Genomic DNA, 14,011 nt, shown 5'->3' with positions numbered 1-14,011 from the left:
AATTAAGCAAAGAAGTCGCGAATATGACCAATAACAGTCTGCTGCTCTTCTTCTGTCATGTTGTAGAACATAGGTAAACGCACTAAACGCTCACTTTCTTGCGTGGTGAAAATATCTTCACCATCAAAGCGACCAAACTTCATACCTGCTGGGCTGGTATGTAATGACACATAGTGGAACACTGTTAAAACACCGTGTTCTTTCATGTAGTCATTAAACGCGGTACGTTGATCGATATCTTTCAGTTTGATATAGAACATATGCGCATTGTGTTCTAACCCTTCTGGAACGATTGGAAGCGCTAATAAGCCTTTTTCCGCTAATGGAGTCAATGCATCATAGTAAATCTGCCAAAATGCCAAACGACGCTCATTAATTTTTTCAGCTTCTTCAAGTTGAGCCCATAAATAAGCCGCTTGTAAGTCTGACATTAAGTAGCTAGAACCAATATCACGCCAAGTATATTTATCTACCTGACCACGGAAAAATTGGCTACGATTGGTACCTTTTTCACGGATAACTTCTGCACGATTGATTAAATCTGGATCGTTAATCAGCGTTGCACCACCCTCACCGCCTGATGAGTAGTTTTTAGTTTCATGGAAGCTATAGCAACCAATATGACCAATTGTACCGAGAGCCTTACCCTTGTAAGTTGACATGACACCTTGAGCAGCATCTTCGATAACAAACAGATTATATTTTTTCGCAATCGCCATAATCGTATCCATTTCACACGCAACACCTGCGTAATGGACGGGAATAATGGCGCGGGTTTTCTCTGTAATAGCCGCTTCAATTTTTGTTTCATCAATATTCATAGTATCTGGACGAATATCAACGAAAACAATCGTTGCGCCACGTAATACAAACGCATTAGAGGTCGAAACAAAGGTAAAACTTGGCATAATGACTTCATCGCCTGGCTTGATATCTAATAAGATAGCTGCCATTTCAAGCGATGCTGTACAAGATGGTGTTAACAGCGTTTTATGACAATGAAATTGTTCTTCTAACCACTTTTCACATTTCTTTGTGAAATTGCCATCGCCACAGAGCTTGCCACTTTCCATAGCTTGTTTCATATATTCTAATTCTGTGCCGACAACCGGTGGTTTATTAAACGGAATCATATTATCCCCTGTATAACCAATAAGTGGTGCTCTCTATTAAGCCCCCACTGTGTGTGTATAAACGCGAAGCTGCAATATTGCTGATCTGTGTTGCAACATATAAGGTCGAAACACCTTGTTGTTGACACCAAAACTTCGCGGCCGACATCAGTTGTTTACCAATGCCTTGTCCTATTCTGTTGGGCATTACCGCTAGTAATCCCACTCTTGCTTCACTTTCAGATAGACGGCGTAAAGTGACAAAACCACTTACATTATTTTCAGCATCATTAGTCAGTAAACAGATATCATCGAATGTGCCTAACACCGCTTTTTTAACCCATAATGCATAAAAACGACTGCTATCACCTTCTTGATACCAAGGTGTTCTAAAACGACTTTGTACAAAAGCCTCTGAAGCCGTTGCCATCAATAAATCGATATCATCTTCATTGGCTTTTCTAAAACAATATTCCGTCGTTTTCTTACAAGCATTTTCTGTGCCAATTGAAAGTTTAAAATCAATTTCACCTTCCGCAAATTGAAAACCTAATTGGCTGAGTTTATCGATGAGAGAAAGCTCATGAGATGCGACTTTAGCTTGAACCACAGCAAAAGCGTCAAGCTGTTCGTCTGTTAACGCGGGCGCTTGTGTATCAAACTCAAGACGCCCTGTTTTGAGGGAAAAATACTCACTTTCCCACTCAAGATAATTAATATTGGCGAGGACGGACATGTAATAAATCCAATAGATAGCGACCATAACCAGTTTTAGACAGTGATTTTGCGCTTTCTCTTACTTGGTCATCACTGAGCCAACCATTACGCCAAGCAATCTCTTCAAGGCACGCCACTTTAAATCCTTGGCGTTTTTCAACAGTTTGAACAAAGGTACTGGCTTCAATTAAGCTATCGTGAGTTCCGGTATCTAACCACGCAAAACCACGCCCCAGTAGTTCAACGTTAAGCTCACCACATTCAAGATACATCTGATTAATCGACGTAATTTCTAATTCACCTCGAATCGAAGGTTTGACTCGTTTGGCAAAATCAACCACTCGGTTATCGTAGAAATACAGCCCCGTGACAGCCCAATTAGATTTAGGCTGTTCTGGTTTTTCTTCTATCGATAACACTTTAAAATCATCGTCAAATTCAACAACACCAAATCGCTCAGGATCCATCACTTGATAACCAAATACCGTTGCGCCATGTTCACGTTGAGCAACTTGTTTTAGTTTTGGACTAAACCCTTGACCAAAATAGATATTATCGCCTAAAACTAAACAGCAATGATCATCACCAATAAATTCCTCACCCAAAATAAAGGCTTGGGCTAAACCATCAGGAGATGGCTGAATTTTATATTGAAGATGAACACCAAATGCAGAACCATCACCCAGTAAACGCTGAAATGAGGTCATGTCATCGGGTGTTGTAATGATCAAAATATCTCGAATACCAGCAAGCATCAGAACTGAAAGCGGATAATAGATCATGGGTTTATCATAGATAGGCAATAACTGCTTCGATACCCCTTTGGTTATCGGATGCAGTCGTGTACCCGAACCACCCGCTAAAATAATACCTTTCATCATTTATCCTTCTTTACTTAATCAGTTCCCAAGCCCTAGACGTTCACCTGCATAAGAGCCATCTAACACTCGTTTCCACCAAGTTTCGTTATTTAAATACCACAAAACAGTTTTACGAATGCCAGATTCAAATGTCTCTTCTGGTTTCCAGCCTAATTCAGCTTCAATTTTTGCTGCATCAATTGCATAGCGCAGGTCATGACCTGGTCTGTCTTTCACATACGTGATGAGATCGACATACTGAGCAACACCTTCTGGTTTTGCTGGATATAACTCTTCTAACAGCGCACAAATCGTTTTAACAACATCAATATTGCGACGCTCATTGTGTCCACCAATATTATAAGTTTTACCCGGCGTTGCTGTTGTTGCGACTAAATAGAGAGCACGAGCATGATCTTCAACATAGAGCCAATCACGGATCTGTTCACCTTTACCATAAACAGGTAATGGTTTTCCTGAAATCGCATTTAAGATAATTAATGGGATTAATTTTTCAGGGAAATGGTAAGGGCCGTAGTTATTCGAGCAGTTTGTGATCACAGTCGGTAAACCGTAAGTACGCAACCAAGCACGAACTAAATGGTCGCTTGAAGCTTTAGACGCAGAATATGGGCTACTTGGTGCATAAGGCGTAGTTTCAGTAAAGAAATCATCTGTACCTTCTAAATCGCCATACACTTCATCTGTTGAGATATGGTGGAAACGAAATGCCGTTTTCTTCTCTTCAGGTAGAACTTGCCAAAAGTGGCGAGCTGCTTCCAATAAGGTGTAAGTACCCACAATATTGGTTTCAATAAATGCAGCGGGGCCATCGATAGAACGGTCAACATGGCTTTCTGCCGCTAAGTGCATAACAACATCGGGTTGATATTGAGCAAATAAGCGATCGAGCTCGACTCTATCACAGATATCAACTTGCTCAAAGGCATAGCGTTGACTGTCAGCTACGGTTGCTAATGACTCTAAATTACCGGCATAAGTCAGTTTATCCACCACAACAACGCTGTCATTGGTGTTATCAATAATATGTCGAACAACAGCAGAGCCGATAAAACCGGCTCCACCTGTAACTAGAATGCGTTTCAACGCCATACCCCTTTAGTATCTACAATCCATTTTTGAGTGACTTTACTACCAGGGATCGCTTTAAACTGTTGATGATCAACTAACATTAAGACAATATCCGCGTCTTTCAATGCTTGCTCTGTTGATACTAACTCTGTGATACCTTTCAGTTTTGTTGGTAACTCATGAATATTAGGTTCAACTGCGAATGTCGTACCACTGTGCCAATCAGCGACTTGTTTAGTGATATTCATTGCAGGGCTTTCACGTAAATCATCGATATTAGGCTTAAAGGCTAAACCAAAGCAGGCAATCTTAATTTCGTTTGCGCGTTTACCTGTTTCAGTGAGGCAATCAGCAACAGCGGCTTTAACTTGATCGATAACCCACACTGGTTTGCCATCATTGACCAAACGTGCAGTGTGAATTAAGCGAGATTGTTTTGGATTTTGTGACACGATAAACCAAGGGTCAACAGCGATACAGTGCCCGCCAACGCCTGGGCCCGGTTGTAAAATGTTGACGCGAGGATGGCGGTTCGCCAAGCTAATTAGCTCCCACACATTGATATCTTGGTCTGCACAGATCAGTGATAATTCGTTAGCAAACGCGATATTAACATCACGGAAGCTATTTTCAGTCAGCTTACACATTTCTGCAGTGCGTGCATTAGTGATAACACATTCACCTTCAAGGAAGATTTTGTATAGCTCGCTTGCACGTTCTGAAGATTTACGGTTCATACCACCCACAACACGGTCATTGCGGATAAGTTCAATCATCACTTGACCCGGTAATACACGCTCAGGGCAGTAAGCTACATCGATATCAGCATCTTCACCTTGCTGATGAGGGAAGGTTAAGTCTGGGCGAGCTTCCGCTAACCACTCAGCCATTTTCTCAGTAGAACCAACTGGTGAGGTTGATTCTAGAATAATAAGATCACCTTTTTTCAATACAGGTGCGATAGAGCGTGCAGCTGCTTCAACATAAGCCAAATCAGGCTCATGCTCACCTTTAAATGGTGTAGGTACAGCAATAAGGTAAGCATCCGCTGGCTGTGGCGTGGTATAGGCTTTTAAATGGCCTTCTTCAACCGCTTGTTTAACGACTTTATCAAGATCAGGCTCAACAATGTGAATTTGACCTTTATTAATCGTATCAACTGCATGCTGATTAACATCAACACCGATGACGCTTTTCTTACGAGAGGCAAAAGCTGCCGCTGTAGGTAAACCAATGTAGCCGAGGCCGATAACAGAAATAGTTTCAAAACTCATAATGTCACCTGATTTTTTTTCAATGCTTCAAGAATACGTTGGCAGGCATGACCATCACCATAAGGGTTTGTCGCCTTACTCATTTGGTGATACGCGTTTTCGTCTGTCAATAAAGAGGTTACTTCGCTAACAATACGTTTAGTATCTGTTCCTACTAAACGAACAGAGCCTGCTTCAACAGCTTCTGGGCGCTCTGTTGTGTCTCGCATTACAAGAACTGGCTTACCTAATGAAGGGGCTTCTTCTTGAATTCCACCAGAATCGGTCAAAATAAGGTAAGCATGATTCATTAAATAAACGAATGGGAGATAATCTTGTGGCTGTATTAATTTAATATTATCAATACCATGAAGGATACGTTGAACCGGTTCACTCACATTAGGATTTAAGTGAACAGGATAGACAACTTCTACATCTGGGTGTGCTAATGCAATTTCAGCTAAAGCTTGGCAGATACGTTCAAAACCACCACCAAAACTTTCTCGACGATGCCCGGTTACCAAGATCATTTTCTTGTCAGGCTGAATAAATGGATAGTTTACAGCAAGCTCATTTAAGAGTGTTTGATTGCCCATCACTCTGTCACTTACCCAAAACAACGCATCGATTACTGTATTTCCCGTAACAAAAATATTTTTATCTGCAACCGCTTCTCGCACCAAATTTAATTTTGCCGTTTCTGTTGGTGCGAAATGATACATTGCGAGATGCCCTGCAATGGTACGGTTTGCCTCTTCAGGCCAAGGGGAATAAAGATTGCCCGTACGTAATCCAGCTTCCACATGACCAACAGGAATTCGTTGATAAAATGCGGCTAAACTTGCTGCCATGGTCGTTGTTGTATCACCATGTACCAAAACAACATCAGGTTGAAATGACGCTAATACCGGTTTTAACCCTTCTAAAATACGACAGGTAATATCCGTTAAATCTTGTCCTGGTTTCATAATATTGAGATCGTAATCTGGTTTGATCTCAAAAAGATTTAATACCTGATCAAGCATTTCTCGATGTTGGGCCGTAACACATACCTTCGCTTCAAACGAATCATCATTTGCTAAAGCGTGCACTAAAGGTGCCATTTTTATCGCTTCAGGGCGTGTGCCAAAAACAGTCAACACTTTCACAGTGGCTCTCTTTTTTTCATTGTTATATCGCTTATTTTTGGGAAAGCAATATGCCCTTATACTCAGTACATCAGGTGCCGAAACACCTGATGTCTCGTTATTGTCATCAATGACAAAATTTAATTATTATTATTTTTTTAATGAACTGCGTCTTACTAATGCAACACCTGCACCCGCTAAAACACCAATAGCGCCCCAAAGTACCATCATAAAGGCACGACGAGGACTATCACGTTTCACAGGATCTTCAGGAGTACGTAGAAAACGGTAAGTTTGGAAGTTATCTTGTAATTTTGCGCCCACAGCAAGGGTCGCTAACATTGCTGTATTTTGATCATAATCACTATCAAAATCAGCACCTGTTGCCACTAAAGTTTCTAGCTGTGATTGCAACAGAGGAACACCTAACAGAAACAGTTTGGAATCCGGTAACTCATCAATCGCAATCGATGTTTGTTTTTGAGAAATACCTTGTTTCTCAGCTACTTTAATTGATTGCTCTAATAAGTTAATTTGGCGTTGATACGCAGATTGAGCTGCCATTTCTTGGCGTTTAACTAGTGCTTTCATTGATTGAGTTCTAGTTGCCCAAGCTGTTATCACTTCATCATTAAGATGAGTAGATGCTCTCTTATTAGCAAAAGCAATATACTCATTTAATAATTGGCTCGCTTCTTTTGAAGTTTCCGCGATAAGTTTTAGTTGATCATTAACTAATTTTTTTTCATCAGCAGGCGTAAATTGAATATTGTTAATTAACTCATCCAATAACGCAGCATTAGCCTGTTCATCACTCTCTTTGCGCTGTTTGAAATAATCCGTTTGCAACCAAAACTCACGACGTGTATCAAACGCCGCGATTTGAGTAATAAACTCTTGATAAGCTTCATCTGAAATAGTTAAAGCTGGGGTTTGTGCTGCTGGATTAATCTGTGTATCAAGATTGCGCAAGAACTGAGATTGCGAATAATAACTGCCTAAGTTATTAATCGTTGGTTTCTCTGTCATTGCGATTGCACTCCATTTAGGTTGCATCAAATAAGATGCACCGAGTGCAATCACTGCAAAAAGCAGAGCGAACCCTATAATCCAGCTTTTGCCTGACCAAAGTGCACAAAAAAGACCTCGAATATCGAGTTCATTATCTGGCTGTTCACCCTGTCGGGAGGCGTTATTTTCCGAGTTCATCACGTTAAAAAACCTCTGCTTATATTAATGCTGTTGTGTTGCTCTACGTAAGCGACGCTTATGTCGTTTAATAAAACGAGCGACTCGCCACGCGCGTTTAATGCAATAACCATACATAACAAATGCAAGCAAGAATAATGCCAACATAAACCATTCAGGGACAAATGATAGGTTTTGACCGATAATACCAATCGCGGCTAATAGCGCAGCAGCCACAGTAATTAAAATAAAGGCTTGGCGAGAGGTAAAACCTGCACGCATGATCAAATGGTGAATATGTTGACGGTCTGGAGAGAAAGGGCTCATTCCTTTACGTAAACGACGGTACATAATTGCCACCATATCCATAAGTGGAATAGCAATTATCCATAATGCAGTTACTGCCTTAACAGGGCGAGGCTGAGTTTGTGTTGATGCGACCAATAACCAAATAATGGTAAATCCAATCAGTGTACTTCCCGCATCTCCCATAAATACTTTGAATTTTTTACCGCAGACCCCTAAATTTAGAAGGATGTAAGGTAAAATTGCTGCGATAAATGAGAAGCACCAGAATGCGAGAGCTGAGTTACCGCTTTGATATAATAAAATACCAAGCGCACCAAAAGAGACACAAGAAAGACCACCTAATAACCCATCAATACCATCAACCATATTAAAGGCATTGATTGCTGCCCAAACAGCGAAAAGTGTAACAATATAGCCAAAAGGCCCTAAATGCATTTCCCAAGGACCAAAGGCATGACCCAGAGTGTCGAGTTTTAACCCTGCACCCACCATCATCACGATCCCAACAAAAGCTTGGATTGTTGCTCTAATTTTGACACTAATATCGAAGCGATCATCTAATGCGCCGATAAAAACAAGAAGTCCCGCACATGCCAGATACAATTCCTTATGAGGAATATAAATATCTGAAATATAAAATGCGAAAACAATACCAAAATAGACTGATATTCCTCCGACTAGAGGGATCAATCCATGATGTTTCTTACGATAATTCGGTTTATCCACGAGTCCAATTTTCTTTGCAATTTTACGAGCCAAGAATAAAAATGCGAAAGAAAATAAGAACACATAAAAAACGCTTGTGCTCATTTTTAGTATATCCACAGTACTGTTCTCTATAATAAATATAGCTGGTTATTTTACGCTTCCATGTGTTTTTATTCTTTTTTCCAGCCTCACCACGACGAGTTTATTCAAAACCCACCACCCTTCATCAATTATAAGTTTTCCTTAACTATTTTTATTGATGCCATCGCTATTTTTATCAATTACCAAAACATGCAATATATATACCAACATCTCGCTAAAATATTGCAATCTAAAATTGAATTACACCCATAAAAAACAAAAAACGCCACAAACTATTGTGGCGTTTTCATCATATCGTCATTCTTACAAAGTAAACGAGCTTAACAGCATATAAATTGAGGTGATATTACTTATTCTGTAACAGAGCACACTATTTTAATATTTTAATCCTATTCTCAGCTCAATCACTTTGTTAATACACTTTATGAACGTTTCATAAAGTCGAAGAATTCTTCATTTGTCTTAGTCATTGCTAACTTATTAATGAGGAACTCCATTGCGTCAATTTCACCCATTGGATGAATAATTTTACGCAAGATCCACATTTTTTGTAGCTCATCTTGAGACGTCAGTAACTCTTCTTTACGTGTACCAGAACGATTGTAATCAATTGCAGGGAAAACACGTTTTTCAGCAATTTTACGAGACAGGTGTAATTCCATATTACCTGTACCCTTAAATTCTTCGTAGATAACTTCGTCCATCTTAGAACCCGTATCGACTAATGCTGTTGCAATGATAGTCAAGCTACCACCTTCTTCAACATTACGAGCCGCACCAAAGAAACGTTTAGGACGATGTAATGCGTTTGCATCCACACCACCTGTTAACACTTTACCTGATGAAGGAACAACGGTGTTATAAGCACGCGCTAAACGTGTGATGGAGTCTAACAGGATGATAACGTCTTTTTTATGCTCAACTAGACGCTTCGCTTTTTCAATCACCATTTCTGCAACTTGTACGTGACGAGAAGCGGGTTCATCAAAGGTTGAAGCAATAACTTCACCTTTTACTAAGCGTTGCATTTCTGTCACTTCTTCTGGACGTTCATCAATCAGAAGTACCATTAATACGCAATCAGGGTAGTTATGAGCAATATTTGCTGCAATGTTTTGCAGCAACATGGTTTTACCTGCTTTTGGTGGAGCAACAATAAGACCACGTTGACCACGGCCAATTGGTGCCGCTAAGTCAAGAACACGCGCGGTTAAGTCTTCTGTTGAACCATTACCACGTTCCATGCGTAAACGATTATTAGCATGTAAAGGTGTTAAGTTTTCAAAGAGGATTTTACTGCGGGCATTTTCTGGTTTATCAAAGTTAACTTCATTAACTTTTAGGAGAGCAAAATAACGTTCACCTTCTTTAGGAGGACGAATTTTCCCTGCGATGGTGTCACCAGTGCGAAGGTTAAAACGGCGAATTTGACTTGGAGAAACGTAGATATCATCGGGACCAGCAAGGTAGGAACTGTCTGCGGAACGTAGGAAGCCGAAGCCATCCTGCAATATTTCCAGCACACCGTCACCGAAAATATCTTCTCCACTTTTCGCGTGTTGCTTCAAGATAGAGAAAATAATGTCTTGCTTTCTCATTCGAGCCAGATTCTCTAGCCCCATATTTTCGCCAAGTGCTATCAGTTCTGATACCGGCGTATTTTTTAATTCGGTAAGATTCATAATGGTGGGTTCTTAATAACTCGGGGTAACTCTCGAACTATGAACGTGAATAGTATAACAGCGAATTGCTGTCAGTTTCGTCATGTGTAAAATTACAGATTATAACTTTCTAACATAGGGTATAACTAAAATGATAATGTTAGAGAGTGTTAATACTATTAGACCAATCTGCTTTATCCCAGAGAAGTGACATTCATTTTCGCGATGCATGAGTGTACTTTCAACTTATGGGTTAGGAACATACTTTGGAAAAATTTATATCCCTTGAATACTATAGATTATTCTAAGGCAACTTGACTGGTTAGATGAATTCAGATTACTTATATTAAATATCATATTAGATTAAATATCATATCATGTTATTCAATTCTATTACTTTGTACGCTTGATATTCAATATCTCAGACTTATTTAATCGTGTCTAATCATATTGACAAGTAGATCCGATATATTATGTAAGTAAGTGGCGCTAACTTATCATGCTTCGAAGCGGACGTCTAGCGGTCAATAACAGAAATACTGACAAGGTCTAAACGTCCTACTTTATTTTTGATATCTAAATCAAATTAGATATTTTCGTCTAAAAACTCTTTCAGTTGAGTTTTTGACAATGCACCTACTTTAGTTGCAGCAACTGCACCGTTTTTGAATAAAATCAGTGTAGGAATGCCGCGAATACCGTATTTTGGTGCTGTCAGCGGGTTTTGATCGATGTTTAGCTTCGCAACTGTTAATTTACCAGCGTATTCTGTTGCAACTTCATCTAGAATAGGAGCAATCATTTTACATGGGCCACACCATTCAGCCCAGAAATCAACGAGCACAGGGCCGGTTGCATTTAATACATCAGCATCGAATTTGCTGTCAGATAAGTGAAGGATTTTATCGCTCATTGTTCTACTCCAAAGAATAATATTGACCGTACCAGTGTAACATTAAATAACAAAAGTCTGTCTGCATTTCAGCGGATAAACTTTTGTAATGCAACCCATAACTGATATTCTATTACATTATGAGCAAAACATATTTGACAGAAAAGAAGTTTTCCGACTTCGCCTTGCATCCAAAAGTGATAGAAGCCCTTGAGAAAAAAGGGTTCTCTAATTGTACACAAATTCAGGCATTGACGTTACCTATCACTGTGAAAGGTCAAGACATTGCCGGGCAAGCCCAAACAGGAACAGGCAAAACGTTGGCGTTTTTAACTTCAACGTTTCATTATCTTTTAACGCACCCTGCTAAAGAAGGGCATGAAACTAATCAACCTCGTGCACTTATTATGGCGCCAACACGCGAATTAGCCGTACAGATTTATTCTGATGCTAAAGAGCTTGCGCAAAACACAGGGATTAAAATGGGTCTCGCCTACGGTGGCGACGGCTATGACGAACAACTCAAAGTATTAAGCAATGGTGTCGATATCGTTATTGGCACAACAGGTCGTTTAATTGACTATGTTAAGCAAGGTCATATTAACCTTAGCGCAATCCAAGTAGTGGTACTTGATGAAGCTGACAGAATGTACGATCTCGGCTTTATTAAAGATATTCGTTGGATTTTCCGTCGTATGCCAGTTGCGGCTGAGCGTATGAATATGCTGTTCTCTGCAACGCTTTCTTACCGCGTAAGAGAACTGGCTTTTGAGCAAATGAATAACCCTGAGTATGTCGAAGTAGAACCTGAGCAAAAAACAGGTTTTAGCATAAAAGAAGAACTCTTTTATCCTTCAAATGAAGAGAAAATGCGTCTTCTTCAAACATTAATTGAAGAAGAATGGCCAGATCGCTGTATCATTTTCGCCAATACAAAACATCGTTGTGACGACATTTGGGCGCACCTTGCTGCAGATGGACACCGCGTTGGTTTATTAACCGGTGATGTTCCTCAGAAAAAACGCCTACGCATTTTAGAAGATTTTACCCAAGGTAATATTGATATTCTGGTTGCTACTGACGTTGCCGCTAGAGGTCTTCATATTCCATCAGTAACACATGTTTTTAACTATGATTTACCTGATGATTGTGAAGATTATGTTCACCGTATTGGTAGAACAGGACGTGCTGGAAATAGTGGTAACTCAATCAGCCTTGCATGTGAAGAATATGCACTGAATTTACCTGCAATTGAAACCTATATTCAACATGCTATTCCTGTGAGTAAATATAATAGTGATGCGTTATTAGCTGATCTTCCTGAGCCTAAACGCCGTCACCGTCCTCGCCAAGGTCAGCCCCGTCGCAACAATGCGCCGGCGCGAAATAATAGAGGAAATAATACTCAACGTAACAACCGAAATAAACGCCCGAGTCATCCATAAATTATGCTGAAATCCTCATCACTTTATGCTGCTATTGATTTAGGTTCTAACAGTTTTCATATGTTAGTCGTTCGAGAAATCGCGGGCTCTATACAAGTCCTTTCCCGCGTGAAACGTAAAGTTCGACTCGCTGCTGGCCTAAACAGTGAAAATGAATTGTCAGAGCAGGCAATGGAACGCGGTTGGCAATGTTTACGACTTTTTTCTGAATATCTGCGTGATATTCCGGCTGAACAAATCAGAGTCGTAGCAACAGCCACATTACGTATTGCTAAAAATGCAGATATTTTTGTCGCAAAAGCGTCTGAAATATTGGGCAATACTGTTCATGTTATTAGTGGTGAGGAAGAAGCACGCCTTATCTATCGTGGCGTTGCACATACCACTGGTGGTGCAGAGCAACGTTTAGTCGTCGATATTGGTGGTGGCAGCACAGAATTAGTTACAGGTACTGGCGCTAAGACGACGCAATTAATGAGCTTAAGTATGGGCTGTGTGACTTGGTTAGAGCGCTATTTTACTGATCGCTCTTTAACTCAAGAAAATTTTTCTAAAGCACAAGATGCAGCCAAAGCGATACTCGCCCCAGTGGCGGATAAATTAATTGAGCAAGGCTGGCAAGTGTGCGTAGGTGCCTCTGGTACTGTACAAGCGTTGCAAGAGATCATGATTGCCCAAGGTATGGATGAATTAATCACCTTACCTAAGCTTGAGCGACTCAAACACAAAGCCATTGAGTGTGGGAAACTAGAAGAGCTGGAAATTGAAGGGCTTACTTTTGAACGAGCCTTAGTGTTTCCAAGTGGGCTTGCTATCTTAATCGCCATATTTGAAACACTGCATATCGATAATATGATCTTAGCAGGTGGTGCATTACGAGAAGGCTTAGTCTATGGAATGTTGCATCTCCCTATTGAGCAAGATATCCGCCAACGTACTCTTCGTAATGTCCAACGTCGGTTTCAGATTGATATTGAGCAAGCACACCGAGTTCAACAACTTGCAGAACACTTTTTTATCCAAGTCAGCAAGAGTTGGCAGTTAGATAATCGTTGCCGCGAGTTGCTTAACAGCGCTAGTGCATTGCATGAAATTGGACTAAGTGTCGATTTCCGTCAAGCGCCTTCACATGCAAGCTATCTGATCTCTCATCTTGATTTACCGGGATACACACCTGCGCAACGACGTTTATTGGCTTCTTTGCTAAAAAACCAAACAGGGATCATCGATCTTGCACCCCTTAATCATCAAAATGCACTACCGATAACTCAAGCCAATCGACTAGTGCGTTTACTGCGATTAGCCATCATTTTTGCTAGCCGTCGCCGTGATGATACTCTCCCTGCTTTACGATTACGCACTGAAGATGAGAAACTCATTATTACGCTGCCATATCAATGGCTTAATGAGCATCCATTGCGGGCTGAAAATCTCCAAGAAGAGATCCAACTTCAGAGCTATGTCCATTGGTCTTTAATGATTGAAGAACAAAATAGCTCTCGTATAAGTTAATTTTTTTACTTATACAAAAATAAAAACCCCTTG

General features: G+C 40.3%; 12 protein-coding genes. 2 read left to right on the top strand and 10 right to left on the bottom strand.

What is annotated here, in order from left to right:
* Nucleotides 1-2 precede the first annotated feature (2 nt).
* The 10 genes from rffA to trxA all read right to left on the bottom strand — a co-directional run bounded on the left by rffA (nucleotide 3) and on the right by trxA (nucleotide 11,042).
* On the bottom strand, nucleotides 3-1,133 hold the full coding sequence (gene rffA, locus EHE21_RS00965) for a dTDP-4-amino-4,6-dideoxygalactose transaminase (protein WP_194951621.1): 1,131 nt from the start codon (nucleotides 1,131-1,133) through the stop codon (nucleotides 3-5).
* 1 nt (nucleotide 1,134) lies between these two features.
* On the bottom strand, nucleotides 1,135-1,848 hold the full coding sequence (rffC, locus tag EHE21_RS00960) for a dTDP-4-amino-4,6-dideoxy-D-galactose acyltransferase (protein ID WP_194951620.1): 714 nt from the start codon (nucleotides 1,846-1,848) through the stop codon (nucleotides 1,135-1,137).
* On the bottom strand, nucleotides 1,826-2,707 hold the full coding sequence (gene rfbA, locus EHE21_RS00955) for a glucose-1-phosphate thymidylyltransferase RfbA (RefSeq protein WP_194952567.1): 882 nt from the start codon (nucleotides 2,705-2,707) through the stop codon (nucleotides 1,826-1,828). Before rfbA ends, rffC begins: the two co-directional genes overlap by 23 nt.
* Before the next feature lie 21 nt (nucleotides 2,708-2,728).
* Nucleotides 2,729-3,796 (bottom strand): dTDP-glucose 4,6-dehydratase, encoded by a 1,068-nt coding sequence (gene rffG, locus EHE21_RS00950; RefSeq protein WP_194951619.1) that lies wholly within the window; start codon nucleotides 3,794-3,796, stop codon nucleotides 2,729-2,731.
* On the bottom strand, nucleotides 3,793-5,055 hold the full coding sequence (wecC, locus tag EHE21_RS00945) for a UDP-N-acetyl-D-mannosamine dehydrogenase (RefSeq protein ID WP_098941404.1): 1,263 nt from the start codon (nucleotides 5,053-5,055) through the stop codon (nucleotides 3,793-3,795). Before wecC ends, rffG begins: the two co-directional genes overlap by 4 nt.
* The gene (gene wecB / locus EHE21_RS00940; protein WP_069369918.1) at nucleotides 5,052-6,182 is read right to left on the bottom strand and encodes a non-hydrolyzing UDP-N-acetylglucosamine 2-epimerase; all 1,131 of its coding nucleotides are present in this window, start codon (nucleotides 6,180-6,182) and stop codon (nucleotides 5,052-5,054) included. The genes wecC and wecB overlap by 4 nt, the downstream gene beginning before the upstream one ends.
* A 129-nt stretch (nucleotides 6,183-6,311) precedes the next feature.
* On the bottom strand, nucleotides 6,312-7,370 hold the full coding sequence (gene wzzE / locus EHE21_RS00935; RefSeq protein WP_194952566.1) for an ECA polysaccharide chain length modulation protein: 1,059 nt from the start codon (nucleotides 7,368-7,370) through the stop codon (nucleotides 6,312-6,314).
* 24 nt (nucleotides 7,371-7,394) lie between these two features.
* The gene (gene wecA / locus EHE21_RS00930; RefSeq protein WP_109410128.1) at nucleotides 7,395-8,483 is read right to left on the bottom strand and encodes a UDP-N-acetylglucosamine--undecaprenyl-phosphate N-acetylglucosaminephosphotransferase; all 1,089 of its coding nucleotides are present in this window, start codon (nucleotides 8,481-8,483) and stop codon (nucleotides 7,395-7,397) included.
* Nucleotides 8,484-8,890: 407 nt separating this feature from the next.
* The gene (rho, locus tag EHE21_RS00925) at nucleotides 8,891-10,150 is read right to left on the bottom strand and encodes a transcription termination factor Rho (RefSeq protein ID WP_023583649.1); all 1,260 of its coding nucleotides are present in this window, start codon (nucleotides 10,148-10,150) and stop codon (nucleotides 8,891-8,893) included.
* A gap of 565 nt (nucleotides 10,151-10,715) precedes the next feature.
* Entirely contained in the window at nucleotides 10,716-11,042 is a 327-nt protein-coding gene (gene trxA, locus EHE21_RS00920; protein WP_006535838.1) for a thioredoxin TrxA, read from the bottom strand.
* A gap of 119 nt (nucleotides 11,043-11,161) precedes the next feature.
* Here trxA and rhlB point away from each other — a divergent pair, with 119 nt between their 5' ends.
* The gene (rhlB, locus tag EHE21_RS00915) at nucleotides 11,162-12,466 is read left to right on the top strand and encodes an ATP-dependent RNA helicase RhlB (RefSeq protein ID WP_194951618.1); all 1,305 of its coding nucleotides are present in this window, start codon (nucleotides 11,162-11,164) and stop codon (nucleotides 12,464-12,466) included.
* Nucleotides 12,467-12,469: 3 nt separating this feature from the next.
* Entirely contained in the window at nucleotides 12,470-13,978 is a 1,509-nt protein-coding gene (gene gppA, locus EHE21_RS00910; protein ID WP_194951617.1) for a guanosine-5'-triphosphate,3'-diphosphate diphosphatase, read from the top strand.
* Nucleotides 13,979-14,011 lie beyond the last annotated feature (33 nt).

Source organism: Proteus sp. GOKU, from assembly GCF_015475555.1.
Taxonomy (GTDB): domain Bacteria; phylum Pseudomonadota; class Gammaproteobacteria; order Enterobacterales; family Enterobacteriaceae; genus Proteus; species Proteus mirabilis_B.
Note: the sequence above shows the minus strand (reverse complement) of the source record. Positions and strands in the feature narration are given on the sequence as shown.

Excerpts from the sequence above, each read along its gene's own strand:
- rhlB (WP_194951618.1), top strand. The coding sequence starts at position 11,162 with ATGAGCAAAACATATTTGACAGAAAAGAAGTTTTCCGACTTCGCCTTG.
- trxA (WP_006535838.1), bottom strand. The coding sequence starts at position 11,042 with ATGAGCGATAAAATCCTTCACTTATCTGACAGCAAATTCGATGCTGAT.
- rffA (WP_194951621.1), bottom strand. The coding sequence starts at position 1,133 with ATGATTCCGTTTAATAAACCACCGGTTGTCGGCACAGAATTAGAATAT.
- gppA (WP_194951617.1), top strand. The coding sequence starts at position 12,470 with ATGCTGAAATCCTCATCACTTTATGCTGCTATTGATTTAGGTTCTAAC.
- wzzE (WP_194952566.1), bottom strand. The coding sequence starts at position 7,370 with ATGAACTCGGAAAATAACGCCTCCCGACAGGGTGAACAGCCAGATAAT.
- wecC (WP_098941404.1), bottom strand. The coding sequence starts at position 5,055 with ATGAGTTTTGAAACTATTTCTGTTATCGGCCTCGGCTACATTGGTTTA.
- rffC (WP_194951620.1), bottom strand. The coding sequence starts at position 1,848 with ATGTCCGTCCTCGCCAATATTAATTATCTTGAGTGGGAAAGTGAGTAT.
- rfbA (WP_194952567.1), bottom strand. The coding sequence starts at position 2,707 with ATGAAAGGTATTATTTTAGCGGGTGGTTCGGGTACACGACTGCATCCG.
- rho (WP_023583649.1), bottom strand. The coding sequence starts at position 10,150 with ATGAATCTTACCGAATTAAAAAATACGCCGGTATCAGAACTGATAGCA.